Origin of the sequence: Shimia sp. Alg240-R146 (genome assembly GCF_947331465.1) — a bacterium.
GTDB lineage: Bacteria > Pseudomonadota > Alphaproteobacteria > Rhodobacterales > Rhodobacteraceae > Shimia.
In genome coordinates, this window is sequence record NZ_CAMZOK010000004.1 from 69646 (window position 1) to 94197 (window position 24552).

At 58.0% G+C, this 24552-nt stretch carries 23 protein-coding genes; 12 read left to right on the forward strand and 11 right to left on the reverse strand.

What is annotated here, in order from left to right; all coding sequences use genetic code 11:
- The first annotated feature begins 56 nt into the window (after positions 1-56).
- The 7 genes from PG871_RS19900 (at position 57) to PG871_RS19930 (ending at position 9100) form a co-directional block, all read left to right on the forward strand.
- Positions 57-1277 (forward strand): N-acetylmuramoyl-L-alanine amidase, encoded by a 1221-nt coding sequence (locus tag PG871_RS19900; protein WP_270732953.1) that lies wholly within the window; start codon positions 57-59, stop codon positions 1275-1277.
- Between the two features lie 32 nt (positions 1278-1309).
- On the forward strand, positions 1310-1747 hold the full coding sequence (locus PG871_RS19905; RefSeq protein WP_270732955.1) for an NUDIX hydrolase: 438 nt from the start codon (positions 1310-1312) through the stop codon (positions 1745-1747).
- A gap of 53 nt (positions 1748-1800) precedes the next feature.
- The gene (locus tag PG871_RS19910; protein WP_270732957.1) at positions 1801-2532 is read left to right on the forward strand and encodes a hypothetical protein; all 732 of its coding nucleotides are present in this window, start codon (positions 1801-1803) and stop codon (positions 2530-2532) included.
- A 101-nt stretch (positions 2533-2633) separates the two neighbouring features.
- Entirely contained in the window at positions 2634-5183 is a 2550-nt protein-coding gene (locus PG871_RS19915; protein WP_270732961.1) for a penicillin-binding protein 1A, read from the forward strand.
- A gap of 306 nt (positions 5184-5489) precedes the next feature.
- Positions 5490-6614 (forward strand): peptide chain release factor 2, encoded by a 1125-nt coding sequence (gene prfB / locus PG871_RS19920; protein ID WP_270732962.1) that lies wholly within the window; start codon positions 5490-5492, stop codon positions 6612-6614.
- Between the two features lie 114 nt (positions 6615-6728).
- Positions 6729-8144, forward strand: a complete 1416-nt coding sequence (locus PG871_RS19925; protein ID WP_270732965.1) for an amidase — start codon at positions 6729-6731, stop codon at positions 8142-8144.
- A gap of 143 nt (positions 8145-8287) precedes the next feature.
- Entirely contained in the window at positions 8288-9100 is an 813-nt protein-coding gene (locus tag PG871_RS19930) for a DUF2189 domain-containing protein (RefSeq protein WP_443020518.1), read from the forward strand.
- Here PG871_RS19930 and PG871_RS19935 read toward each other — a convergent pair.
- The 3 genes from PG871_RS19935 to PG871_RS19945 all read right to left on the reverse strand — a co-directional run bounded on the left by PG871_RS19935 (position 9097) and on the right by PG871_RS19945 (position 11332).
- Entirely contained in the window at positions 9097-9309 is a 213-nt protein-coding gene (locus PG871_RS19935) for a hypothetical protein (protein ID WP_270732967.1), read from the reverse strand. The genes PG871_RS19930 and PG871_RS19935 overlap by 4 nt on opposite strands.
- Positions 9306-10469 (reverse strand): aromatic ring-hydroxylating oxygenase subunit alpha, encoded by a 1164-nt coding sequence (locus tag PG871_RS19940; RefSeq protein ID WP_270732969.1) that lies wholly within the window; start codon positions 10467-10469, stop codon positions 9306-9308. Before PG871_RS19940 ends, PG871_RS19935 begins: the two co-directional genes overlap by 4 nt.
- Positions 10470-10573: 104 nt before the next feature.
- Positions 10574-11332 carry a helix-turn-helix domain-containing protein gene (locus PG871_RS19945; RefSeq protein WP_270732970.1) on the reverse strand — a complete coding sequence of 253 codons (759 nt, stop codon included), beginning with the start codon at positions 11330-11332 and terminating at the stop codon, positions 10574-10576.
- 282 nt (positions 11333-11614) lie between these two features.
- Here PG871_RS19945 and PG871_RS19950 point away from each other — a divergent pair, with 282 nt between their 5' ends.
- A complete protein-coding gene (locus PG871_RS19950) occupies positions 11615-11992 on the forward strand; it encodes a hypothetical protein (protein ID WP_270732971.1) in 378 nt (125 codons plus the stop codon).
- A 73-nt stretch (positions 11993-12065) separates the two neighbouring features.
- On the opposite strand, the gene ilvN is transcribed toward PG871_RS19950, so the two are convergent.
- Both ilvN and PG871_RS19960 read right to left on the reverse strand, forming a co-directional pair.
- On the reverse strand, positions 12066-12629 hold the full coding sequence (gene ilvN / locus PG871_RS19955) for an acetolactate synthase small subunit (RefSeq protein ID WP_270732975.1): 564 nt from the start codon (positions 12627-12629) through the stop codon (positions 12066-12068).
- Between the two features lie 11 nt (positions 12630-12640).
- Entirely contained in the window at positions 12641-14395 is a 1755-nt protein-coding gene (locus tag PG871_RS19960; RefSeq protein ID WP_270732977.1) for an acetolactate synthase 3 large subunit, read from the reverse strand.
- A 305-nt stretch (positions 14396-14700) separates the two neighbouring features.
- Here PG871_RS19960 and PG871_RS19965 point away from each other — a divergent pair, with 305 nt between their 5' ends.
- Positions 14701-15072 carry a bleomycin resistance protein gene (locus PG871_RS19965; protein ID WP_270732979.1) on the forward strand — a complete coding sequence of 124 codons (372 nt, stop codon included), beginning with the start codon at positions 14701-14703 and terminating at the stop codon, positions 15070-15072.
- Positions 15073-15180: 108 nt separating this feature from the next.
- Here PG871_RS19965 and PG871_RS19970 read toward each other — a convergent pair whose 3' ends face one another.
- Positions 15181-15840 carry a response regulator transcription factor gene (locus PG871_RS19970; protein WP_270732980.1) on the reverse strand — a complete coding sequence of 220 codons (660 nt, stop codon included), beginning with the start codon at positions 15838-15840 and terminating at the stop codon, positions 15181-15183.
- Positions 15837-17270: a cache domain-containing protein gene (locus PG871_RS19975; protein ID WP_270732982.1), complete on the reverse strand. Its 1434-nt coding sequence runs from the start codon at positions 17268-17270 to the stop codon at positions 15837-15839. Before PG871_RS19975 ends, PG871_RS19970 begins: the two co-directional genes overlap by 4 nt.
- A 248-nt stretch (positions 17271-17518) precedes the next feature.
- Between PG871_RS19975 and PG871_RS19980 the strand changes: the two genes are divergently transcribed.
- The 3 genes from PG871_RS19980 to PG871_RS19990 all read left to right on the forward strand — a co-directional run bounded on the left by PG871_RS19980 (position 17519) and on the right by PG871_RS19990 (position 22010).
- Positions 17519-18601 (forward strand): TRAP transporter substrate-binding protein, encoded by a 1083-nt coding sequence (locus tag PG871_RS19980; protein ID WP_270732984.1) that lies wholly within the window; start codon positions 17519-17521, stop codon positions 18599-18601.
- A gap of 122 nt (positions 18602-18723) precedes the next feature.
- Complete coding sequence (locus PG871_RS19985) at positions 18724-19638, forward strand: TRAP transporter small permease subunit (protein WP_270732986.1); 915 nt, start codon at positions 18724-18726, stop codon at positions 19636-19638.
- A gap of 17 nt (positions 19639-19655) precedes the next feature.
- A complete protein-coding gene (locus PG871_RS19990; protein WP_270732987.1) occupies positions 19656-22010 on the forward strand; it encodes a TRAP transporter large permease in 2355 nt (784 codons plus the stop codon).
- Positions 22011-22113: 103 nt separating this feature from the next.
- Here the strand turns inward: PG871_RS19990 and PG871_RS19995 are convergent, their stop codons facing one another.
- From PG871_RS19995 to PG871_RS20010, 4 genes are all read right to left on the reverse strand, one after another.
- On the reverse strand, positions 22114-22530 hold the full coding sequence (locus tag PG871_RS19995) for a VOC family protein (protein WP_270732990.1): 417 nt from the start codon (positions 22528-22530) through the stop codon (positions 22114-22116).
- Positions 22531-22560: 30 nt separating this feature from the next.
- Complete coding sequence (locus PG871_RS20000) at positions 22561-23382, reverse strand: arginyltransferase (protein WP_270732992.1); 822 nt, start codon at positions 23380-23382, stop codon at positions 22561-22563.
- Positions 23383-23489: 107 nt separating this feature from the next.
- A complete protein-coding gene (locus tag PG871_RS20005; protein WP_270732995.1) occupies positions 23490-23939 on the reverse strand; it encodes an RDD family protein in 450 nt (149 codons plus the stop codon).
- A 78-nt stretch (positions 23940-24017) separates the two neighbouring features.
- Positions 24018-24443 carry a DUF2852 domain-containing protein gene (locus PG871_RS20010; protein ID WP_270732997.1) on the reverse strand — a complete coding sequence of 142 codons (426 nt, stop codon included), beginning with the start codon at positions 24441-24443 and terminating at the stop codon, positions 24018-24020.
- Between the last annotated feature and the right edge of the window lie 109 nt (positions 24444-24552).

Sequence of the window (24552 nt, forward strand, 5' to 3'; positions counted from 1 at the left end):
GTGGTGTGGCGGGCTTGGCTCGTGTAAGTTCCACCCAAAACCCGTTGAGAGGTGTCATGAGCAGAGTTTTGGCAATTGTTGCAGCGCTTTTTATGGCTGGCGCGGGGTGGGCGCAGGAGTTTTCAGCGCTTGCGCGGTTGGACGCTGAAAAGAGCAGCCTGCAATCCGGATGGCGCGGGGCGGTGATGCTTGAGGTGTCGCTGAGCCAAGGCGTGCCGTGGCGGGTGTTTCATCTGGATACGCCTCGGCGGTTGGTGGTTGATTTTCGCGAAGTGGATTGGGGCGCGGCGCGGCCTGAGGATTTCGGCAGCGTTGACGGCGTGAGTGCGATCCGGTTTGGCGGCTATAGACCCGGTTGGAGCCGCATGGTGTTGGATCTGGATGTGCCATTGGCGCTGGACAGCGCCGAGATGGAGGTCCCTGAAGGCACGGGCGCCGCGACACTGCGTATTTCGTTGGCCCCGACGACGGCTGAAGGTTTTGCCGCCAATGCTGGCGCGCCACATGATCCGCGTTGGGACTTGCCGCAACCTGAAGAGGTCGGGCAAACAGGCGAGGCCAAGCCAGATTGGGCGCCAACCGTTGTGGTGATTGATCCAGGCCATGGTGGCATTGATCCGGGCGCCGAACGCGACGGGACGCAAGAGAAAGATCTGATGCTGAGTTTTGCGCGGGAATTGCGCGACACGCTGCGGCGGGCAGGTGGGTTTGACGTGTTTTTGACCCGTGAGGAGGACACTTTTGTGTCGCTGGAGCGTCGTGTTGCGATCGCCCATCAGAAAGGCGCGGACGTGTTCATTTCGTTGCACGCAGATAGCCTGAGCCAAGGCCATGCGCATGGCGCGGCGGTGTACACGTTGAGCGCGGAGGCCTCGGACGCGGCGTCGGCCTTGTTGGCACAGCGTCACAATCGGGCTGATATTTTGTCGGGAGTGGATCTGTCGGGCGCGGACGACGAGGTCACGGATGTGCTGTTGGATCTGGCGCGGTTGGAGACAGACCCGCGCACACAGGCGTTGGCGGATATTATGGTCAAATCCTTGCGGGACTCGACGGGCTCGGTGAACAAGAAACCCCGACGTGAGGGAGGGTTTTCGGTTTTGAAAGCAGCAGATGTGCCGTCGATCCTGATTGAGTTGGGGTTCATGTCCTCGGAGCGCGATCTGAACAATCTGCAGGATGCAGGTTGGCGGGCGTCGATGTCGGCGGGTATCCGAGACGGGCTGCAAGCGTGGGTGATCGAAGACAAGGCGGCGCGGGCGCTGGTCCGACAGTAATGCCCCGACAGGGGCTTTGAGGTAAGGTAGTGATGCGCGAGTTTAGCGATTTTGACGGGGCCAAAGTGGCGATTCTGCATGGCAGCCGCGTGGTCACGATCCTGCGGGATGACGCCCCCGATATTGCCTTTCCAAACATGTGGGATTTCCCCGGCGGCGCGCGCGAAGAAGGCGAGTCGCCAGAGCAGTGCGTGTTGCGAAAGCTCGATGAAGAACTGTCGCTGAAGCTTGCGCCTGAGCAGCTGAGTTGGAAGCGACGTTTTGGGCCGGAGCGGCAGGGCATGCCGGTGACGTGGCTTTTTGTGGCGGAGTTGCCTGATCTTGATGAAGGGCGTTTGCGGCTTGGCGGTGCGGGGCAGGCGTGGCGGATGTTTGATGCCGAGAGGTTCCTGCGCCAGAGCAATGCGGTTCCACATTTGAAAGCGCAGCTTTCGGAGTACCTAGACGGGCGCGACGCACTCGAGGGTTGATTGAAAGCCAATTTCGCCGCCTAATACCCGAAGGCAACTTCGGGAGAAGACGCATGTGGCGAATTCTTGCTTGTGCAATTTTGGCGCTCGGAGCCTGTGCGCCGGTCAATTACGACGCGGTGACGAAGGGCGAGTTTAGCGGATTGGTGCAGCTTTACTGGGTTGGTGGCAACACCAGCTCTGCGGTGGGAGATGGTAAGTTTTTGTACTTGCCGCACGCGACCAGCCCGCTGCGGTACACCAGCAACGATCAGTATGACCCCAATGGCAAGCGGCTGGTGATAGAGCCGCCGGCGTTTTTCACAGACGGAGGATCGGTTCCACGCATGGTGCAGGGTGTCCCGGGGTTCAATGCGTGGGCATTTGGGCCTGCTTATATCGTCCACGATTGGGCGTTTGAGGCGCATAGGTGTCTGAATTACAAAAAGAAAAGAGGGGACACAGTGAAGGATCCCGACGTTCCGACGCCAGAGATGGAAAAGTTGGAGAACATGTCGTTCAAACAGAGTGCTGAGTTGATGGCGGAGACCATCAAGACGCTGTTGCCGAAGGACGCAGCGGGAGGTCCGGGTGGCGTGATCGCGTCTTTTACCGCGGGTCCGATAAGCTTTGCAGCTTGGCAGGACGAGAAGTCCTGTGCCGAGATCCGCGCCCCGAAAGACCCGGCCCCTGAAGAAATCCGACAGCAAATGACCCGCCCGGGTTTATCACAGGCGCAACGCGAGGTTTTCGAATTGGAAGACGGGCGGCAAGTGAAGTTGATCGGGGTTTTCAAGGTGCGCTAGGGGCTTGACCGCAATCTCGATCTGACGCGCGGTATCGTGTTTTGATCCTTGGCAAGCTGCGGTATATAGAGGGGCTTAAGTCGCTCAATCGGGGTTCGCGCGTGCTGAGATTTATCACTTCGTTCTTTGGGACGGTTTTCACTTTTGTCACCATGGGTCTTATCGTTGCCGGTTTGTCGGTTGGCGGGATTTTCTATGTCTATGGTCAGGAACTGCCCAGCCACGAGAGTCTGGCGCAGTATAAACCGCCGACAATCAGCCGGATTTATTCGGGTGAAGGTGAAATCATTGACGAATTTGCCAAAGAACGCCGGCTGTTTGTGCCTGCGGATGAAATACCCGATCTGGTGAAACAGGCGTTTATTTCGGCTGAGGACAAAAATTTCTATGTGCATTCTGGGTATGACGCGCGCGGTATCGCGGCGGCATCGATTGAGTGTTTTGCCTCTCGGGGGAGCGGGTGTCGCGGGGCGTCTACGATCACGCAGCAGGTGATGAAGAACTTCCTGCTGTCCGGCGACCGGAAAATCGAGCGCAAGATCAAGGAGATCATCCTTGCGACAAGGGTCGAGGAGACCCTGAGCAAAGACCAAATTCTTGAGCTTTATATGAACGAGATTTTCCTCGGGCAGAACTCTTATGGCGTGGCCGCCGCTGCGCAGACCTATTTCAATAAAAACCTGGATGAGTTGGCACCGCACGAGGCGGCGATGCTGGCAGCTATGCCGCAAGCGCCGGGCAAATATCACCCGGTGCGCGCCAAAGAGCGCGTCACCCAACGGCGTGACTATGTGCTGCGCGAGATGGCGCAGAACGGTTATATCACCGCCGAAGTTGCGGAAGCTGAACGGCAGAAACCGTTGCGGTCCGTGCAGAATGGCGACTTTGAAAGCTACCGCGTGGCCTTGCCGCCGCGTGACTATTTCACCGATGAAATTCGCCGTCAGTTGAGCCGCGATTTCGGCGAGGATGAGTTTTTCTCCGGTGGGATGACCGTGCGGGCGACCGCAGACCCCGAGATGCAGCAAGTGGCCGCCAAGGCTTTGCGCCGCGCGCTTGAAAAGTACGACCGGTCCCGCGGTGTGTGGCGTGGCACGCAGTTCAGCCTGCCTGCGGAAGCGCTTGAGAGCGAGACTGCATGGCGTGAGGCGCTGAGCGAAATTGAGGTTCCACGCGACGTGGAGCTTGAGGGTAAGTGGCATCCGGCCGTGGTTTTGGCGGTTGGTAATAACGACGCGCGTGTTGGTATCGAAGGCATTGACGAGGACGAGGACGGGCATTGGATCCCTGCCAAAGACGCGCAATGGGCCCGCAAGCAGCTGGAAGACGGCGCGCTGGGGCGGAAGGCCAAAGTTGCTGGCGATCTGGTGGACAAAGGCGATGTGGTTCTGGTGCGTGCGATTACCAAAGACGACAGCGGCGAGTTTGTGCGTTGGTCTTTGCGGCAGGTGCCAGAAGTGCAGGGCGGCTTTATGGCGATGGACGTCAACAACGGCCGTGTGATCGCCATGCAAGGCGGGTTCAGTTATCAGGACACGGTGTTTAACCGCGCCACGCAGGCGAAGCGTCAGCCGGGCTCGTCGTTCAAGCCGTTTGTTTACGCTTCGGCGCTGGACAGTGGCTATAGCCCCGCGACCATCGTGATCGATGCGCCGATTGAGATTGATACGCCGCAGGGCGTTTGGCGTCCGAAGAACTCGACCAACAAGTTTTATGGCCCGACCCCGATGCGGACCGGCATCGAGATGAGCCGGAACCTGATGACCATTCGTTTGGCGCAGGAAGTCGGTATGAGCGTTGTGGCGCGCTATGCCGAACGGTTTGGTGTGTATGATAACATGGGGCAGTTCCTTGCGAACTCTCTCGGCGCGGATGAAACCACGCTTTATCAGATGGTTGCGGCTTATGCGATGTTTGCCAATGGCGGCGAGCGGGTGGAGCCAACTTTGGTGGACCGGGTTCAGGACCGCTATGGCAAAACGATTTACCGCCATGACCAGCGCGAATGTTCCGATTGCGCCGACCCAAGCATTCCGGAAACCCGCAGCCCGCGCATTGTGACCAATCGCGAGCAGGTGATGGATCCTGTGACAGCCTATCAGCTGACCTCGATGATGCAGGGCGTTGTGACGCGCGGCACCGCGAGCAGCCAGATCAAGCTGCCGGTTCCGGTGGCGGGCAAGACCGGCACCACCAACGAGGCCAAAGATGTTTGGTTTGTGGGCTTTACCTCCAACATCGCGGCAGGCTGCTATATTGGCCACGACCGCCCGCGTCCTCTGGGCCGTGGCACCTATGGCGGCACCACCTGTGGACCGGTGTTTCAGGAGTTCATGGAAGAGGCGATCAAGAAGTACGGCGGTGGTAAATTCCGTGTTCCACCCGGTGGGCACTTCATCAAGATCGACCGCTACACCGGCGCGCGATTGGACAATGACGCCAGCGGCGCACATGTGGTGGCGGAATACTTCCGCGATGGCGAAGAGCCGGTGTTTGGCATTACATATGACGGTGGTTTTGGCATGGGATCAAACCTGCCGCTGTTTGACGAGGTCAATCAGGGTCGCGAAGTGACCACATCCACAGGCCGCGAGGTGATTGTGGGACCAAAGGCAGACTTTGGCACGGTGAGCTCGGGCGGCTTGTATTGAGACCCAAAATGTCCTGATGGTGGGCTTTGGCCTTCGGTGGCTGCGGTTGCACATGGGGTGTTCGCCGTGTCTGCGGATCCCACGGCGGTCGTAGCTGCCACGTTGACCGATATTGAAGTGCCTGAAACACTTGCAAGCGGGCAACGCGTTGATTTACGCCCCTTACGGCCGTCACATCCGAGGGCAATGGTGAAAGTCCTGATCGGCCTTGTCTGGAGTTGACACGGATCGGATTGCAGAGACCTTGCCGCGCCATGGGGTCTGCGCTATCACCCAAGTCTAAACCCGACAGGAGCAGGACCGAGCATGCGCGCTGAAGCACAGAACCTTGTGACAGACATCGAAAAATCTCTTGAGCTGTTGCGCCAGCGGATGAACGTGGAAACGGCAGCGTATCGGTTGGAAGAGTTCAACGCACGTGTCGAAGATCCTGACCTGTGGAATGATCCTGCGGCGGCGCAAAAGCTGATGCGCGAGCGCCAGATGCTTGTGGATGCGATGGACACCGTCAAAGCCATCGAAACCGACATGAACGACAACGTCGAGCTTATTGAATTGGGCGAGATGGAAGAGGACGACGAGGTGATTGCCGAGGCTGAAGCCGCGTTGGCCGCACTTCGCGACAAGGCCGCCAAAAAGGAGCTGGAAGCGCTTTTGAATGGCGAGACCGACAGCAACGACGCGTTCCTTGAGATCAAATCCGGCGCGGGTGGCACCGAGGCGTGTGACTGGGCCAGCATGCTGGCACGGATGTATGTCCGTTGGGCAGAAAGCCGTGGCTTTTCGGTGGAGTTGCAGGAAGAGCAGGCCGGAACCGAGGCAGGCATCAAATCCGCGACCTATCAGATTAAGGGCCACAACGCTTATGGCTGGTTGAAATCGGAAAGTGGCACGCACCGGTTGGTGCGGATTTCGCCGTTTGGCAAAGGCACCCGTGAGACGTCTTTTGCAGCTGTGGGCGCTTACCCGGTGATTGACGACAACATCGAAATCGAAGTGAACCCCGCGGATATTCGCATTGATACCTATCGCTCGTCAGGTGCGGGTGGTCAGCACGTGAACACCACGGATTCGGCCGTGCGGATCACGCACCACCCCACAGGGATTGTGGTGACGAGTTCTGAAAAATCGCAGCACCAGAACCGTGACATCGCGATGAAGGCCCTGAAATCGCGTCTCTATCAGATGGAACTGGACCTGCGCAGCGCCGAAGTGAACGCATTGCATGAAGCCAAAGGCGACGCGGGCTGGGGCGCTCAGATCCGCTCTTATGTGATGCAGCCTTATCAGATGGTCAAAGACCTGCGTACGAACTATGAGACCGCCGACACCAAAGGCGTGCTGGATGGTGATCTGGATGAGTTCATGGCTGCGACATTGGCGATGAATGTGGCTGGCAAGAGCCGCGCTGACGCGCAAAACGACGAATAAACGCTTAGTTGGATTGGATAAGACCGCTCGCCCCAGAGGTGGGCGCGTCCCTGTGTTGTCCCTTGCCTTTGCAGCCTTGTGATGTAGCGTTCCCGTAACTTTGGGGAGGCGGACATGAGCGATTTTCTTGACTGGGATGCGGTGGATCTGATTGGAGCACTGCGTGGGGGCAGCCTGACGGCGGAGCAGGTCATGACGGCGACGCTGGCGCGGGTGGGTGCGCGCAATCCGGCGGTGAATGCAATTGTCGATTTGCGGGCTGATGAAGAGCTTTTGGCGGAAGCGCGCGCAGCGGATGCGGTGCCAGCGGAGAAGCGTGGCAAGCTGCATGGTGTGCCAATGGCGATCAAGGCGCTGGCGCATGTGAAGGGTGTTCGAAACACCGAAGGATCCCCGCTTTATGCCGATCGCATTTCCGAAGAAGACAGCCGGTTTGTCGCGCTGATGCGGGCCGAAGGCGCTATTTTTATTGGCAAAACCAATGTGCCGGAATTCGGGTTGGGCAGTCACAGCTACAACCCTGTGCACGGCGTAACCCGCAACCCTTATGGGCATGATTTTACTGCTGGCGGCAGTTCTGGCGGCGCGGCGGTGGCCTTGGCAACGCGTATGGTGGCGCTGGCGGATGGGTCGGACATGATGGGCAGCCTGCGCAATCCAGCAGCGTGGAACAACGTGTATGGCTTTCGGCCAAGTTGGGGCTTGGTGCCGCGCGAGGCGGGCAGTGAGAGCTTTTGGCAGCAGTTGAGCACGATTGGTCCAATGGCGCGCAGTCCGCGCGATATGGCGCTGATGATGTCGGTGCTGGCGCAGCCTGAGGCACGGGTGCCGTTCAATATGCCTGCGCAGGATTGGGACTTGCCTGAGGGCGGTGCTGTGGCCGGGCGCCGGATTGGCTGGTTGGGCGATTGGGACGGAGAGATGCCGATGGAGGCAGGCGTGCTGGATGCCTGCCGGAGCGGATTTGAGGTGCTTGGAGAGCAGGGCGCCGACTTGTGTGATCTGAACCCTCCGTTTGATGCTGAAGCTATGTTTCAAAGCTGGGCGGACTTGCGGTCGTTTGCGCTTGCGGGAGAGTTGGCACCGCTGTTTGAGGACGCCACCAAGAAAGAGCGCCTGAAGCCGGAAGCCCAATGGGAAGTGCAACGTGGCATGGAAATGGGCGCGATGGATTTGCAGCGCGCCACCAAGGTGCGCTCGCAGTGGTTCGCGGCGGCGGCAGAGATGTTTGAACATGTTGATGCGGTGGTCTTGCCGGTGGCGCAGTGCTGGCCATTTCCGGCGGAGTGGGATTGGCCCAAAGACATCGCAGGCGTGGCCATGGACACATATCATCGATGGATGCAGGTGATGGTGCCCGCAAGCCTTTTGGGGCTGCCGGCTGTCAGTGTGCCGGTCGGGTTCAACGCGGATGGATTGCCCATGGGCATGCAGATTATCGGTGCGAAGGGGGCGGACCGGATGGTTCTGGAGATCGCTCAGGGCTACCACAAAGCGACCCATTGGTTGGCGCAACGGCCCGTGGTTTGAGTGGGTCATGCGCCTGACGAGGCCCTGATACCCGTTTTGGCGCCGGTTTCCTGTTGATTTAAGGCTGCTTTTTACCCGCGGGCTTGATCGGTTGCGCCAAAGCGGCTTTGATCAAGCCCGAGGAGATCAAAGGGAGAGCAGCAATGGCGCAAGATGCGGCAGGGCCAGTGGACGCAGGGCCACAAACACCTGAATTGGGGGTGCCGGACCTCGGTGCGGCCGAATTCTCGATGCTGGGCACCGCGCTGCGTCGTGGACTGCGGGATTTCATTAAGAAGCCGCTCTATGGCTTTGCTTTTTCTATGTTTTATGTGATCGGGGGCTGGGCGATGCTGTGGCTGACCCTTGCCAGTGGACAGAGTTACTGGCTGACATTTGCCGCGATTGGCTTTCCCTTGATTGGGCCGTTTGCCGCCGTGGGGCTTTATGAGGTGAGCCACCGTCTTGAGAATGGCACGCCAATGACATGGGGCGATATTACCGGGGTCGTCTGGCGTCAGAGCAAGAGGCAATTGCCGTCGATCTGTGCGGTGATCATAATCGTGTTCCTGTTCTGGTTCTTTCTTGCCCACATGATTTTTGCGCTGTTTCTAGGGCTGTCGACGATGACCAATGTCTCGTCCAGCTATGACATTTACCTGACCTCCAACGGTCTTCAAATGCTGGCGGTCGGCACGGTCGTCGGCGCGGCGTTTGCCATGCTGCTTTATATGATCACCGTGATGTCGCTGCCGCTTTTGCTCGATCGGGAGATCGATTTTGTGACGGCGATGATCACCAGTTTCAAGTTTGTGCAGGACAACTTGGTGGTGATGATTGTCTGGGCGGCGCTGTTGGCCGGATTGACGTTTGTGGCAATGATACCGGGATTCTTTGGCATATTCATTGTCTTGCCGGTGCTGGGACATGCCAGTTGGCACCTATATGCACAGGTCAAAGCGGCGGGCGCGGCCTAGTCGCGGCCCATATCAGACAGCTGTTGGCGCAGATCGGGTGCACGCGCGTCGCCAATTTCCAAGGCAAACACATAAGCATGCGTCAGAAAAAAACCGCGTGCCTCTTCTGTGGTGGCGGTTTCGGCGGCTTTGCAATAGAGGGCGACCAATGTTGGCACATCGCCCGCCGCATGGGCGGCGAGCAGGCGGTGATCAAGCGGATCGCTCATTCAGCGGCGTCAACTTGGGCGGCGCGGTGCAGTTGCATGCGTTGAGCAACCCAGTCGTGGAAGCAGTGGGTTGGTCCGTCCATCGCGGGAGAAAAACGCCCGCCGTCAAATCCGGGAGCGTGGCGCCCGCGTTGCATGCCTTCGACGACAAAGACGTCTTCCTCAAAGACCTCTTTCCACTGGGCCGTGTTTTTGGCGCGCAGAGCATCGTCAGTGTCTTCGGTGGCATAAAACAGGTGAATGTGTTCGATGGTGTTTTGCGTGTCGATAGGTTCGAGCACGATGGCAAAGGCGTGGTCCCGTTGCGCTCCCATCAGCACGTTGGGATAGACCGCGATGTATTCGGCGCCTTCGTTCCAGAAATCGGAGAGGCCGGTGAAATCTGGGAAGGTTTCGCCTGTTTCGGCGGTCAATTGACGATAGACGCTGGTGCCTTGGCCAGAAAACAGGCCTGCTTCGGCGATGTTATAGTGGTCTTCCAGACGTGAATAGCTGTTCAGACCGGGGTGCACCCACGGCAGGTGATAGCTCTCGCAGTAGTTTTCCACGGCGAGTTTCCAATTGGTGCGCACGGGCAGGGTGAAGGCGCTGTCCGCGCCGCCGTGGTGGTGGGGTTGGTCAAATTCAGCCCAGCGGGCGAGCAAGCCGGCGTGCACCTCTTCAAAGGCGGGTGCGTCGCCGGAGATGTTCACAAAGACGACGTCGCGCCAGATGTGGCTGCGGACTTCGATCAGGCCCAATTCCGCGCGATTCATGGCGGCGTGGGTGTTTTGGCCTGGCCCACCGACATGCGGTGTCGTCACCAAACGGCCGTCGGTCGCGTAGCACCAGCTGTGATAGGGGCAGCGGATCGCGCCCTCGATCTTGCGGGGTTCCTCGACAAGGATCATGCCGCGATGGCGGCAGGTGTTGTTAAACACGCGCACAACGCCCGCGCGGTCACGCAGCAGCAAAAGCGGCATGCCGAGAAACGTGATCGGTTTGGCATCGCCGGGTTCTGGCACATCGGCGGCCACGGCAAGGCCCGCCCATGTCGAGAGCAGCACAGCTTGCGTTTCTTCGGCAAAGACAGTCGGGTCGGTGTAGTGCGGGTTTGGCAGGCCTTGGGCGCTGTCCAAAGGGCGACGGACCGCTGTGAGGTCTGTGGGGGTCTGGGTCATGGCGATTCTCCGCGTTGGCTACACTCAGCCTAGGCGCGAGAGCACAGAGTTCACTTGTCTATGTGCGACAAGTGGTGGCGCGGATCGGCACTGAGTAGACCCGGTCAGGCGAAAGGCCGGCCCAGTTGCAGCAATTTCCGGTGATAAGGCGGGATTTCATCCGGGGTGCGGAAACCGACGGTGCGCGCAGCCTTGAGTGCCGCGCCCATGTCCTTGCCGAGATGTTCGTAGACCAGCCGTGCGGCGCGGCGTCCGGTGACAGTTTCGCGAACGGTGCGCGTGGCGTAGCCGATCCAGTAATGGTTCTGAAAGCTCGCAACGCGGGACAAGTAGTTGAAAGAGGTCGCCATGGTGCGCCGGTGGCTGAGCACGGCGGCAACGCCATCCTCTTGGGGCAGGACCACGCCGCGAAATTCGCGGGTCTCGGCGTCTGTGGGTAAGCCTTGTTCTTTCATCGCGCCTTTGGCCTCGTAGGCGCGGATGAAGCAGTGATCGTCTTTGCGAAAGACATAGATCAGTCCGGTGATGATCAAGTCGTTTTCGATGAAGCTGCGTCGGGAGAATTGGTAAAACCCGTCGGGGAACACATCCTGGGGAATGTCGGTCATTCCCGAACCGACGTAGTCCGCAAGATAGGGATGGTTGAGAATGCCGTGGTCGGGTTCGATCTTGGCCAGAGGTTCGAGCAAAATCCGCGCGTCGGTGCCGAAGAATTCACAAATTCGATAAAGCACATCGGGGCGCGGAAAGCTTTCCCCTGACAGGTAGCGGTTAAATTGCGTGCGGTTGATGCCGAGGTCGCGGCACAGCTTGGACACAGATGGGTAATCTGCGGCAAGGGTGCGCAGATTCTGGCCAAACATCTGGCGCAATTCCGACGGTGATTTGCCGTTACCATGAGTCCAAAGAGGTTCCGCCAACACTCATCTCTCCCGTGTATTTATTACGACCATTTCCTGCCTAAGTTTTAACTGTCCCGAAAGCATGCAAGGTCTGACGCTAAGTGGCGTCATACTGACGCAAACCCGCGCCTATGCCAAGAAATTTCGACACAATTTCGTGGGGCTCAACAGCGAATTAACCATGTTCCGCGTCACAGACTTTTGGGAGACTTCTAACTCGGGGGAAAAGGAGAGACGGATCAAATGCTTGGCGTCGTTTTATGGCATGATACAAAAAGCAACAGGGCGGTGATCTGGTGCGAGGATCACGGAGATTTGGCCTATTTTGACGGCTATGAGGAGCTTCGCGATTGCGATATCGCGCAAATCGGCGCCGGTGATCTGGTGCGGTTTGACGTCAGTGAAGGACAAAACCGACGCTTTGCCAGCAATCCCACACCAGTGGGGCACGGCAGTTTTGCCGGCCTGCCGCAAGCCTTGCGGGAAGCGGACGTTTCGCCACGAAAAGACACCCACCGGCCAAACCGCGCTCTGTCTGCGTTGGCGCGGCGCAGCAAGGCGCGCGACAGCAATGTTGTGCGGCTGTGGCCCGCGGCAATGGCAGCGGCCGCCGCGGACTAAACGGTTCAACGTTTTCGGGACAAAAAAGGGGCCGCGAAAACGGCCCCTTTTTCAATTCAGTCCGCTGTAGGGGCTATTGAGCGCCACGCGAAAGAGCTGCCACCCCGGTGCGGGCGACTTCGACAAGGCCGAGCGGGCGCATGAGGTCAGCAAAAGCGTCGATTTTGCTGGGCGTGCCGGTCAGTTCAAACACAAAGCTTTCAAGCGTGCTGTCCACCGCGTTGGCGCGGAAGATGTCGGCCAGACGCAGGGCTTCGACGCGTTTGTCCCCTGTGCCGGATACTTTGAAAAGCGCCAGCTCGCGTTCCACGGACGCACCCTCGACGGTGAGGTCATGCACTTCGTGCACGGGAACGATGCGGCCCAGTTGCGCCTTGATCTGTTCAATGACCTGCGGCGTGCCGGTGGTCACGACGGTGATGCGCGAGGTGTGGCCGGTGTGATCAACCTCGGCCACGGTCAGGCTGTCGATGTTGTAGCCACGGCCCGCAAAAAGGCCGATCACGCGCGCCAGGACGCCCGGTTCGTTGTCCACCAACACGGCCAGCGTGTGGGTTTCAGGCTCGTCCGAGAAGGTCGGGCGCAGGTTATACGCGGAGTGGCTCGTGGAGCCCTTTTTGATTTTTAGAGCAGACATAATCGTTCTCCTTACACCATCACCGCGCCGCCGGACTGGATCACGCCTTGCGTGTTCGCTTCGCCCAAAAGCATTTCGTTGTGCGGCTTGCCTGATGGGATCATCGGGAAGCAGTTCTCGTGTTTTTCGACCAGACAGTCGAAGATCACCGGACCGTCGTAGGTGATCATCTCCATGATCGCGTCGTCCAGATCGTCGGGGTCGGAGCACAAAATTCCCTTGGCGCCAAAGGCCTCGGCGAGTTTCACAAAGTCGGGCAGGGCCTCGGACCACGAATGGCTGTAGCGTTCGCCGTGCAGTAGCTCCTGCCACTGGCGCACCATGCCGAGGCGTTCGTTGTTGAGGATGAACTGTTTTACCGGCAAGCGGAATTGTACCGCGGTGCCCATTTCCTGCATATTCATCAACCAGCTGGCTTCGCCCGCGACGTTGATCACAAGGCTTTCGGGGTGGGCCATCTGCACGCCGATGGACGCCGGAAAGCCGTAACCCATAGTGCCGAGACCACCGGAGGTCATCCAGCGGTTGGGATCCTCAAAGCCAAGGTATTGCGCAGCCCACATCTGGTGCTGGCCGACCTCGGTTGTGATGTAGCGGTCATGCTCTTTGGTCAGGGCTTCAAGCCGTGCAAGCGCGTGCTGCGGCTTGATGGTTTTGCCTTCTTGTGTGAAGGCCAAGCAGTTGATTTTGCGCCATTCTGCGATCTGTCCCTGCCATTTGGCGACAGCGCCTTTGTTGGTGCGTTTGCCTTGAGCTTTGAACACTTTGAGCAGGTCGGTCAGAACGCTTTCAACATCACCAACAATTGGAATATCGGCCTTGATCACTTTGTTGATCGAAGAGGGGTCAATGTCGATGTGCGCTTTAATTGAGTTCGGTGAGAAGGCCGAGATCAAGCCGGTGATCCGGTCATCAAACCGCGCGCCGATGTTGATCATCAGATCGCAATCGTGCATCGCCATGTTGGCCTCATAAAGACCGTGCATGCCGAGCATGCCCAGCCAGTTTTCACCGGACGCCGGATAGGCGCCAAGACCCATCAGGGTTGAGGTGATCGGAAAACCTGTGGCTTCGACCAATTCACGCAACAGTTTGGACGCCTGCGGGCCGGAGTTGATCACGCCGCCGCCGGTGTAAAACACGGGGCGTTCGGCTATGGCAATGGCCTCGACCAACTCATTGATGGCTTCGATGTCGCCTTTGGTCTGCGGCTGATAGATCGTGGTGTCGGCCTTCTTGGGCTCCGTATAGGTGCCGTTGGCGAACTGAACATCCTTGGGGATGTCGACCAGCACGGGGCCGGGGCGGCCAGATTGCGCAACATGGAACGCTTGGTGCAGGGTTTCTGCCAGCGTGTCGGTGTCTTTGGCGAGCCAGTTGTGTTTGGTGCAGGGCCGGGTGATGCCCACGGTGTCGGCTTCCTGAAAGGCGTCCGAGCCGATCATAAATGTCGGCACCTGACCGGTCAGAACCAAGATCGGAATGGAATCGAGCAGTGCATCCGTCAGACCAGTCACGGCGTTGGTGGCACCTGGGCCTGAGGTCACAAGCGCGACGCCAACTTTGCCGGTTGAGCGGGCATAGCCTTCGGCGGCATGCACGGCGCCCTGTTCGTGGCGTACCAGTATGTGACGGATATCGTTTTGCTGAAAAATCTCGTCATAAATCGGTAGGACAGCGCCTCCGGGGTAGCCAAAGACTGTGTCCACACCCTGATCCTTCAGGGCTTGAACCACCATTTTTGCGCCGGTCATTTGACGTGTCATCCGTTTTCTCCGTTTATCGACGTCGTCGTCTCTATCAAGTCCACAAAAAAACCCCCGCTTTTTGGCGGGGGCGCATGGGGTACCGTTATGGTGTCCGTTACCGGCCCATGCGCCATTTTCCTACATGTACGACTAGCGTTTGCATTGTCGAGGTCCTTTAATGGGTTCGAACCGGACCTTATGGGCGCTGCATCGCGGCGTCAACAGCGAAACGGATGCGAAATCATAGTTTTTGACGTGAAATCTTTCCGATAATTGCGTGAAGTGGGGGTGATTGTGAAATTAGATGAAAAATTGGAGGGAAAATGCGGCTAACACAGATCACGCCATTCGTGCCGTGCAGCAATTTGGCGCGGCAGGTGGCATTTTATCGAGATGTGCTTGGGTTTCAGGTTGGGTTTCAGGCGGAGAATTACGCGTTTTTGCGGCGCGATGATGTTGCCGTGCGGCTTGTGGAGGTGTTTTCAGATGTCGATCTGTCCCACCCGGAGCGGCAGGGCAGTTTCTATATCGATGTTGACGACATTGACGCTGTTTATGCTGAGATGAAGCCGCGTCTGGAAGGGCTTGATGCTGACCGGGTGCGGACGCCGTTCAATCAAGAATATGGGCAGCGGGAATTTCATGTGGCAGATGAAGACTGCACTTTGGTGTTTTTTGGCGAAGCCTCAGCCTGAGCAGCTTTTTGTTCTCTAAACACTGATGCCGCGCAACGCGCGGCGCGGCCCAAGCTATTGACCGGCGCAGCGCAGCTGCGTCTCAATTGCGCGGGAGCATTCCCGGCGTCAGAGACCCACGCCCGTGCCCTGAAGAACGCCGTGTTCCATCGCGTAGCGGGTCAGGCCGGCGGTCGAGCTGATGCCCAGCTTGCGTTTGATGTTCTTGCGGTGGGTTTCCACGGTGCGCACGGAAATATTGAGTTCCAGCGCCACCTCCTTGTTGGATTTGCCCTGCGCGAGCTGCAACAGAACCGTTTGCTCGCGGCTGGTGAGCGGCTCACGGTCGGGGCCGTCTTCGGGTTCCAGAGAGCCTTTGGCGCCGGTGCACAGATACCGGTTGCCCATCATCACAGCATCTATGGCGGTTTTAATCTCTTCGGTAGGCACATCCTTAAGGATATAGCCCATCGCGCCGTGGCTAAGGGCGGTGGAAATATATTCAGGGCTGTCGTGCATCGACAGGATCAGGACGCGCAGGTCGGGGTCAAGCTCAAGCAACATCTCGGTGGCGGTCAGCCCGCCGATCTCTGGCATATTCAAATCCATCAGCACCACGTCGGGGCGCAGATTGGGCAGCAGGTCAACGGCTTCGCGGCCATTGGTGAGCGTGGCCACAACGGTGATGTCGTCAAAGCTTTCCAAAATCGACTGAATGCCTTCGGCCACCATCGGATGGTCGTCCACTATGGCGACGCGAATGGGGGAGGCTTGGGGGGCATCGGTCATGCGCGGGCCTTTCTTGTTTTTTCGGTGCCGTCAGACTCGGGCTTGAGAATGTGGCTAAGCGGGACTTCTGCCACGATCACGGTGCCGCTGCGAGAGGAGAATATGCGCAGAGTTCCGTCCAATTGTTCCACCCGTTCCTGCATGTTGCGCAGGCCCAGACCACCGGCACTGCGCCGTTGAATGGGGGTGTCTTGCGGCAGTCCCTGGCCGTCGTCAGCAATGCGCATGGTCGCGCCTTTTTTGTGACCGCGCACATCAATGGTGACTTGGGTTGCGTTGGCGTGGCGTTCGATATTGGTCAACGCCTCTTGGGCGATACGGTAGAGCGCGATCTTGCTTTCCTGATCCAGACGGTTGCGGAAGACCACGGTGTTGAAGCTGGTTTTGATGCCGGTGCGCGTGCCAAAATCATCGGTCAGCGCCTTGAGGGCAGGGCCAAGGCCCAGATCGTCCAACACGCCGGGACGCAGATCGCGTGAGATGCGGCGGACTTCCTGAATGGCGCCGGACAGGTGGTCGATGCCTTTGTCGAGGCTTTCCATGCCGCGCGCGTCGCCGGTCTTTAGGCGGCGGCTTGCGCTGTCGAGGGCATAGCGCACCCCAACAAGAAGTTGGGAGATCCCATCGTGCAATTCACGCGCCACACGACCGCGTTCTTCTTCTTGGGCGTCAAACACCCGTTGGGTCAGCGCCTTGAGCTTGGCATCCGCAAGACGGCGTTCACGTACGGTGATGACAAAGCCCGAGAGGAAGACCAGCGTCAGTGCTGCTACAGTGATCACAAGGATATAGAACGAGGTCCGCTGGACGCGTGCCTCAACCTCGGCGCGCGCGGCCGCAACGGTTTCAAGCACGTCATCGATAAAAATACCTGTTCCGACGGCCCACTTCCAGTCCTGTAGCCCCACCACATAGGTGACCATACGCGCGGTTTCACCGGTGCTGGGTTTGGTCCAGTCAAAGCTGTGATACCCGCCGCCGTTGCGGGCGACGTCAATTATCGGGTCGGTGATTTCCACACCATTGAGATCGGACAGGCCACGCCAGTTTTTGCCAATCAGATAGGTCTGACGCGGGCTCACCAGATTGTTGCCGTCATAATCGAACACAAAGAAATAGCCGTCCTGCCCGTAAAGCATCGCGCTCAGAATTTGTGTGACTTCGAGCTGGGCGTCGGCGTCATCGGGCGCGGCGCGACCGTAAATGTTCACAAAAGCCGTGCGGGCAATCGAGATATAGTTCTTCAGCTCGGCCTTCTTGGCTTCGATCAGCTGCGTCTCGAGCGCGCGGATCTCGCGGTCGGCGAGCTGCCGAGACTGGTTGGCCACGAGCACAGAAATCGCGGCGACCGCAAGCAAAAGCGGGACGGTCGCCAGCAAAAACAGCTTTTGCCCATAAGACAGGCCCAGATGAGGAAGAAAACGGCGCATTGCGATTCGTTACGTAAGATTTGAGGCGAATCATAGGCCGGAATCATCAAATGAACGAGGTGTGAGCGCTAACTACGCGTTTTTACTGATGCAATTGGTCAGTTTTTCTACCTTGGTTCGGACTTTCTACGCGGTAGTGGGTATTCCATGACGTGGGGTCGGGGGCTAGGCTTCGGGCACTGAAACGATCCGCTCGGACTCTCTGGAGGGAGAGAACCGGGCTGAACAATTCTGGGAGGAATACTTTTATGGATCGTCGTTCTTTTTTGAAAACTACTGCACTTGGCGGGTCCGCCGCAGCAGCCACCACTCTGGCAGCTCCGGCTTACGCTCAAGGCAAGCGTACCCTAACTATGGTGACTTCTTGGGGTCGTGGTCTGGCAGGCGTTTTTGACGCGGCTCAGTATGCTGCAGACTCCATCACTGCGATGTCGGGCGGAGACCTGACCGTAGAAATCAAAGCGGCTGGCGAACTGGTTGGCGCATTTGAAGTATTTGACGCCGTGACCGCTGGTCAGGCCGATATGTATCACGCGGCTGACTACTACTTCACCGGTCAGCACCCTGCGTACCAGTATTTCACTGCGGCGCCTTTCGGCATGACCGCTCAGGAAATGATGAACTGGTACCACCACGGTGACGGCATGGCTCTGCACGACGAGCTGGGCGAAATCTTTGGTCTGAAATCCTTCCTGGCTGGTAACACCGGCGCACAGGCTGGCGGTTGGTTCCGCAAGGAAATCTCTGGCCCGGAAGACTTCCAGGGTCTGAAATTCCGTATGCCTGGCATGGGCGGTCAAGCTCTTGGTAAAATGGGCGCATCGGTACAGAACCTTCCAGGTTCGGAAGTGTATCAGGCGTTGGCATCCGGCGCGATCGACGGCACCGAGTGGATCGGTCCTTGGGCGGATGAAAAGGCTGGTTTCCAGGAAATCACCAAGTTCTACTACACCGCTGGTTTCCACGAGCCAGGTGCTGCTTTGACACTCGCAACCAACCGCGAAGTCTATGACAGCCTGTCCCCTGCGCACCAGAAAATCATCGAGACTGCTGCTGCCTCCGCGCACCAGTGGAACCTCGCACAGTTCCTGAACAACAACGGTGCGGCGCTTCAGCGTCTGCAGGCCGGTGGCGTTAAGGTTCTGGAATTCCCTGACTCTGTTTGGGATGCGATGGGTGTTGCCGCCAAAGACACTCTGGACGGTTACATGGACGATGAAATCTTTGCCCGCGTACGCGCATCCGTGGAAGAATCCATGGCAGCGTCTTCCGGCTGGATCGTGAAGTCCGAAGGTGCATACCGCGCCCAGCGTGACCGCGTGATGGGCTAAGGCCTTCTGCGAGAAAGACACTTTGGCCCTCCGGTATGCTCCGGGGGGCCATTTTCCAAAAGGGAGCCTGCGCGGCAAACGACGCGGTTCCGGGAAACACCTAAATAGGGGATGTGGGGGCAATGCTGGACGCACTCGTCTGGTTCATTTCCAACATCGGCCAGGCTTTTATCAACACAGGGTATGCGATCACGCACCCGGGCCAATGGCTGAGCTGGATTGGCGGTCTTGAGACCACCGAAGACAAGCAAGCACTCATGCGCTTTGTCTACTACGGTGGCTCGGTAGAATTTTTCTTTGTGGTCTTTACGACCTTCCTTGTGATCACGGGCATAGGTCTGTGGCGCAACAACTTCATGTGGGGTTGTGTGCGTGTACTGGAAGGGTTCGCCAACACGGTTGGCCGCTTCTTTGCCTGGGCAGGTTTGCTCATGGTGTTGCAGCAGATCATGATTATCTTCATGCAGCGGATTTTCTCCGTGGCGGAAATCTCTCTGATCTTTGGCGTCGACTGGCTGACCAAAGATGTGAGTTGGTGGGCGGAAGAGCTGAAGCTTTATAACGCTATGATCGTGAGCTTGTGTGCGACCTACACCTTTGTGCAAGGCGGACACGTGCGCGTGGACCTCGTTTATTCGGCGATCAGCTTTCGTGCCAAGCGCACCATCGACATGTTCGGCTCGCTTGTGTTCATGATGCCTGCGGCAGTTCTGACGTGGATGTATGGTTGGTTCTTCCTGTGGCGCCATCTGGTAACACCGAAAGTGTCGGCTTCCGACAAGTTGAGCCTGTTGGAGAAAAAAGCGCGTATCCTGAAATGGAACGTGGAAACCATTGGCTTCTCGCCAAACGGGTTCAACGGCTATTTCCTTTTCAAAATCCTTCTGGTGGCTTTCGCAGGCATGGTGTTCCTGCAAGCAATCGCCTTCTTTTACCGCTCCTATCTTGAGCGCAAGGAAGGTCCTGCGAGCGAGGGCAAGTATCTTGACCGCGACTCGCTGGGCGAAGGCGAAGAAGCCTATGAAGGCACGCACTGATTTAAGGGGCAGAAACTATGCTATTTGGACTTGATGGGGTCGAAATCGGCCTGATTATCGTCTTTCTCTGCCTCTTCGGGGGCATCCTGTCTGGCTTTCCGGTGGCGTTTGCCATCGGTGGCGCAGGGGTTATCTCGTTTGGCATCATCGCCGCGCTCGACAGCGCCGGCATCCTGATCCATGAGGCAATTGACACGGGGTCGGTCCTGTATCGGGACCTGATCTCGACCGGGGTCAAAGCGGATACGATATCGATTTTCCGTTATCCGGACTTGCCGACGATCGCCAAGCCGGTGTTCGAATCCGGTTGGGAAACCGCGATGGACCGCAACCTGAGCTTTATCGTGAACCGGATGAACGAACGTGTTCTTGCGGGCCAGTCGATTGAAACGCTTTTGGCGGTTGTGATGTTTGTTCTGATGGGCATCACGCTGGAACGTTCGAAAATCGCAAACGACCTTTTGACCACTATGGCGCGGGTCTTTGGCCCGTTGCCCGGTGGTTTGGCTGTGTCGGTTGTGGTTGTAGGGGCGTTCCTTGCGGCCTCCACAGGTATTGTGGGTGCGACTGTTGTGACGATGGGTCTGTTGTCGCTGCCGACGATGCTGAAGCACGGGTACAACCCGAAGCTGGCAACCGGCGTGATCGCGGCCTCCGGCACGTTGGGGCAGATCATTCCGCCTTCGATTGTGATCGTTCTTTTGGGCACGTTGGCGGGCGACCTTTATTCTGCGGCACAGGAAAACCGTGCGCAGGTCGAAGGCTGTTCTGATGCGTTGACCTATTTGGGTGAGCCTGCGGTTGTGTCTGTTGGTACGTTGTTTCAGGCAGCGTTGCTGCCGGGGATCATGCTGGCGGTGCTCTATGGGCTGTATGCCTTTGGCTATGCGCTGATCAATCCGAAGGAAGCCCCCGCGGTGGAATTTGGCGAAAGCAGCGGCGAAGCGGTCACCAAACGCGAAGGTCTGACCTGGTTCCTGTTTGTGCCTGTGGCGTTGATTGGTGGTGTGATCCTGTTGGGTCAGGTCAATATGATCGGCAACCAGCACATCGTTGTGGACAGCTTCTCGGATGCGGGTAAGACCGCAAGCCTGCGTACCAACGTGGGTGAAGAATGCGCCGGCGCGATGTTGAAGTTGCACGGTCAGGAAGCCTGGGACACCGCTTTGGCGGAGCAGGCAGAGATTGATGCGGCAGGCGGCGTTGAGCAAGCACGTGAACTTTCCCCGGAAGAGCGCCAGACGCGCTTTGACGAGAAGGTCGCGGCGGCAGCACCAATCGGGTCCGGTATCGCGATTGGCTTTCTGATGCTGGCGCTTATTCTGACCACGGCACGTGGTGTGGCGCCGAGCAAGGATCCTAAACCGCTGTTGATTGGTGGCGCGGGCGTTCTGTTGGCCATTTTGGTGGATATTCTGCTGATCACGCCAACGACCACGCCCGGCTTTACGCTGATCTATCTGATTGTGCCGATCGCAATGACGCTGTTTGGGTGCCGCGAGGCGGCCAAGCGGTTGGGTGAGAACGAACTGTTGCGTGTGGTGTTCCCACCGCTGGTTCTGATCATTGCGGTTCTCGGCTCGATCCTTGGTGGCATCACCAACCCGACGCCGGCAGCGGCGCTTGGGGCCGGCGGCGCGATCTTGTTGGCGGCGTATCGTAAGCTGCACGATCAGGGCAAATCCGGCGGCATCATCATCTGGTCCACTTTTGCGATCATCATCATGATCCTCGTGGGTGTGAACTTTGATTTGCGCATCAACCAAGAAGGTGTGGCACTTGAGGATTACATTGCCTTTGGTGTGGCCAAGTCAGCGTATCTGTTTGCGATGTTCGGCTTCCTTTATGGGTGCTGGGTTCTGATGCGTGGCAAGGTTCTGACGCCAATCGTGCGGGAAACCGCGAAGGTGACCTCGATGGTGTTCACCATCCTGATCGGGTCGCAGCTTCTGAACCTTGTGGTCATCAGCTTCGGTGGTGAGCATTACATCCAGCAGTTCCTGCGCTCGTTTGACGATGAGATGAAGGTCTTCCTGATCGTGATGCTGGTGCTGTTTGTGCTGGGCTTTGTGCTCGACTTTTTGGAGATCATCTACATCGTGATCCCAATCGTTGGACCGGTGATTTATGGCGGAACGTTTGACCCGAAATGGGTCACCATCATGATCGCTGTGAACCTGCAGACGTCGTTCCTGACGCCGCCGTTTGGCTTTGCGCTCTTCTACTTGCGAGGGGTGGCGCCAAAAGAGGTCACGACCGGGCACATCTATAAGGGCATCATTCCCTTTGTGCTGATCCAGGTCGTTGGGCTGGGGATCCTGTGGTATTTCCCATCCATTGTGACGATCTTGCCGGCTTTGATCGGGAACTGATCCTGACGACAGAGTATTAAGCGGGGGCCTTCGGGCCCCCGTTTTCGTTTTGACATGGCTGTGTGAATTTCAGGACAGGCGGCGTAATCGCTTGGTCTTGGGGTTATTCGTCGCGACCGGGGTCGGCCGGATCACTTGAGAACAAGGCGATCTTGTTGCCCTGAGGGTCGCGAAGGTATCCCACGTAAAACTGCGGGCCGTAAGTGTCGCGAAAACCAGGCTGGCCTTCGTCGGAGCCGCCGGCGGCAAGAGCGGCGGCGTGCAGGGCGCGGACTTGTTCTTGATTGCGGGCCTCAAACGCCACCATGGATCCGTTTCCTGCCGAGGCGGGGCGTCCGTCAAAGGTGGGTTTGACGTAGAAGTCGGGCAGAAAAGGTGTCTGACCCGCGGGTACGGGGAGGGCGAAGCTCAGCCCTTCGGGGCCTTCTTCCAGCGTGTACTCAAGCGCTGGCAGGAAAGCGGTATAAAACCGCTTTGCAAGCGCGATATCGTCTGTACCAACGGTGACGTAGGCAATCATGCAGCGTGGTCCCTTCGGCTTGAGGCAGCCTTATTTGCGGTGTCCGAGGATGTCGGGCAGCTGAATATTGGCCACTTGTTCCGCGATTGGGTCGGCGCTGAGCGGATGTTGGATGTCGGCGAACCTTTGCGGGTCGCCAATCGGTTGCCAGTGCCCCTGAGAATAGACCTCTAGACCGGCAAAGCGCGATTTGTAGTGCATCTTGTCGCTGCCTGGCACCCAGTAGCCGAGGTAGACGTAGGGCAGACCCGCCTCGCGCGCGATCTCGATGTGGTCCAGTATCAGGTAGGTGCCAAGCGACTGTTGTTGTCGGTCGGGTGCGTAAAACGAGTAGACCATGCTGAGGCCGTCAGACAGCACATCGGTCAGTGATACGCCGATCAGGTCGCGGGACTCGGAATCGGTATATTCTACTACGCGGGAACGGATTGGCGTTTCCTCGATCATGGCGGCAAATTCGAACACATCCATATCGGCCATACCGCCATCGGAATGCCGCTGATCCAGATAGGTGCGGAAGAGGTCGTATTGCTCTTCGGTGGCCCAAGGGGAGGTCGCACGACGTTGCAGGCCCTGATTGCGGCGCATGGTGCGGCGCTGGCTTTTGTTGGGTGAGAACTTTGACACATCAATGCGCGCGGAAAGACAGGCGGCGCAATCGGCACAGGACGGGCGATAAAGCACGTTTTGGGACCGTCTGAAGCCTTGGTGGCTGAGCGCGTCATTGAGCGCGCCTGCGCTGTCGCCCTGAAGGGCTGTGAACAGCTTGCGCTCCATGCGTCCGTCCAAATATGGGCAGGGCTGCGGGGCCGTCACGTAGAATTGGGGCGTTAAGGGTAAAGTATGGCGCATTGCGCTCCGGAAAATAAGATCTCTGCCCACGATAGCAATAGGTCGTGAGCAGGCCAAGCCCCGGATTCTACCTCATTGGTTAATGCGGAGTTGGTGAACCGATCCGGTCAGGAGCGCGCCGCGCGGTTGATGGCCACGGTGCCAAGGAGATGGTCGGTCAACCCCTGCGCGCGGTTGGTGGTCAGCATCAGAACAATCGACACGATCTGGACGACAAAAAAGGCAAAGCTGACGTGGAACCCGAGCGTGTGCAGAAAGGCGGTGCCGAGATCAAATCGGTCGCCATCGGCGCGGCGCATTTCGATGGAAACAAGACGCATGCCCCATGTTGCCGAGCCGTTGGCCAAAGTGATCACTCTGTAGGCAAAACCAACAACCAAAAGCAGGAAGCCGAAAAAGAAAATGCCGGTGAACGCGGTGAGCGGCAGGACCACAACGCAGAGTAAGACCACCAAGATGGAGTCCACAACCCAAGCGATGAACCGCTTGAACGGGACATCGGCGTAAAACTCGGACTGAATTTCAGGATCGGGCAGGGTGAAGCTGCGATGCGACATGGGTCTCTCTCTGGAGCGGTGATTTCAAAAAAAGGAGCGGCGGGGAACGCCGCTCCTGTCAGTATAGCCTTGGGTGGCTTAGGCGTCTTCGGTCTCTTTTGGTTCAGCGGCGGCTTTGGCGCGCTCATCCATAAAGTCGTCGAACTCGGCCTTGTCTTTGGCTTCGCGCAGACGCTGGAGGAAGTCCTCAAAGCTGCGCTGTTCGTCCTCAAGACGACGCAGAGTTTCGTCGCGGTAGCTGTCAAAGGCGCTGTTGCCTGAGGTGGACATCATGTGCATGCGGCGCGAGCGGCCACAGCCGTTGCCTCGGCTTTTCTTGAACATATCTTTGCTCCAGATCATATAAAACAGAAGGGCCAGTCCAACGGGCCAGAAGAAGACAAAGCCAAGGACCATAGCGGCGATCCACGCGCCTTTGCCCTTGCTGTCGAGCCAGGCCTCCGACTTGCCAAGCCAGCTCATGTGCTGGGTGTTAGCAGTGTGGGCGGTTGCAGCAGGTGTCATTTGAGTCTCCGGTGTTTGGCGTGACGGTTAATGTAAATCGTGTTTACATATCCAAGATTGGCATTACGCGGCAGCAATGCAAGGGGGTATGTGAATGTTTTTTACATTT

What these genes read in the sequence shown, in the direction of transcription:
- PG871_RS19935 (WP_270732967.1), bottom strand. Translation starts at nt 9,309, where the DNA reads ATGAGCGATCCGCTTGATCACCGCCTGCTCGCCGCCCATGCGGCGGGC.
- PG871_RS19910 (WP_270732957.1), top strand. Translation starts at nt 1,801, where the DNA reads ATGTGGCGAATTCTTGCTTGTGCAATTTTGGCGCTCGGAGCCTGTGCG.
- PG871_RS19950 (WP_270732971.1), top strand. Translation starts at nt 11,615, where the DNA reads ATGCTTGGCGTCGTTTTATGGCATGATACAAAAAGCAACAGGGCGGTG.
- ilvN (WP_270732975.1), bottom strand. Translation starts at nt 12,629, where the DNA reads ATGTCTGCTCTAAAAATCAAAAAGGGCTCCACGAGCCACTCCGCGTAT.
- PG871_RS19985 (WP_270732986.1), top strand. Translation starts at nt 18,724, where the DNA reads ATGCTGGACGCACTCGTCTGGTTCATTTCCAACATCGGCCAGGCTTTT.
- PG871_RS19980 (WP_270732984.1), top strand. Translation starts at nt 17,519, where the DNA reads ATGGATCGTCGTTCTTTTTTGAAAACTACTGCACTTGGCGGGTCCGCC.
- PG871_RS19960 (WP_270732977.1), bottom strand. Translation starts at nt 14,395, where the DNA reads ATGACACGTCAAATGACCGGCGCAAAAATGGTGGTTCAAGCCCTGAAG.
- PG871_RS20000 (WP_270732992.1), bottom strand. Translation starts at nt 23,382, where the DNA reads ATGCGCCATACTTTACCCTTAACGCCCCAATTCTACGTGACGGCCCCG.
- PG871_RS19965 (WP_270732979.1), top strand. Translation starts at nt 14,701, where the DNA reads ATGCGGCTAACACAGATCACGCCATTCGTGCCGTGCAGCAATTTGGCG.
- PG871_RS19940 (WP_270732969.1), bottom strand. Translation starts at nt 10,469, where the DNA reads ATGACCCAGACCCCCACAGACCTCACAGCGGTCCGTCGCCCTTTGGAC.
- PG871_RS19930 (WP_443020518.1), top strand. Translation starts at nt 8,288, where the DNA reads ATGGCGCAAGATGCGGCAGGGCCAGTGGACGCAGGGCCACAAACACCT.
- PG871_RS19900 (WP_270732953.1), top strand. Translation starts at nt 57, where the DNA reads ATGAGCAGAGTTTTGGCAATTGTTGCAGCGCTTTTTATGGCTGGCGCG.
- PG871_RS19995 (WP_270732990.1), bottom strand. Translation starts at nt 22,530, where the DNA reads ATGATTGCCTACGTCACCGTTGGTACAGACGATATCGCGCTTGCAAAG.
- PG871_RS20010 (WP_270732997.1), bottom strand. Translation starts at nt 24,443, where the DNA reads ATGACACCTGCTGCAACCGCCCACACTGCTAACACCCAGCACATGAGC.
- PG871_RS19975 (WP_270732982.1), bottom strand. Translation starts at nt 17,270, where the DNA reads ATGCGCCGTTTTCTTCCTCATCTGGGCCTGTCTTATGGGCAAAAGCTG.
- PG871_RS19905 (WP_270732955.1), top strand. Translation starts at nt 1,310, where the DNA reads ATGCGCGAGTTTAGCGATTTTGACGGGGCCAAAGTGGCGATTCTGCAT.
- prfB (WP_270732962.1), top strand. Translation starts at nt 5,490, where the DNA reads ATGCGCGCTGAAGCACAGAACCTTGTGACAGACATCGAAAAATCTCTT.
- PG871_RS19970 (WP_270732980.1), bottom strand. Translation starts at nt 15,840, where the DNA reads ATGACCGATGCCCCCCAAGCCTCCCCCATTCGCGTCGCCATAGTGGAC.
- PG871_RS20005 (WP_270732995.1), bottom strand. Translation starts at nt 23,939, where the DNA reads ATGTCGCATCGCAGCTTCACCCTGCCCGATCCTGAAATTCAGTCCGAG.
- PG871_RS19945 (WP_270732970.1), bottom strand. Translation starts at nt 11,332, where the DNA reads ATGTTTGGCCAGAATCTGCGCACCCTTGCCGCAGATTACCCATCTGTG.
- PG871_RS19925 (WP_270732965.1), top strand. Translation starts at nt 6,729, where the DNA reads ATGAGCGATTTTCTTGACTGGGATGCGGTGGATCTGATTGGAGCACTG.
- PG871_RS19990 (WP_270732987.1), top strand. Translation starts at nt 19,656, where the DNA reads ATGCTATTTGGACTTGATGGGGTCGAAATCGGCCTGATTATCGTCTTT.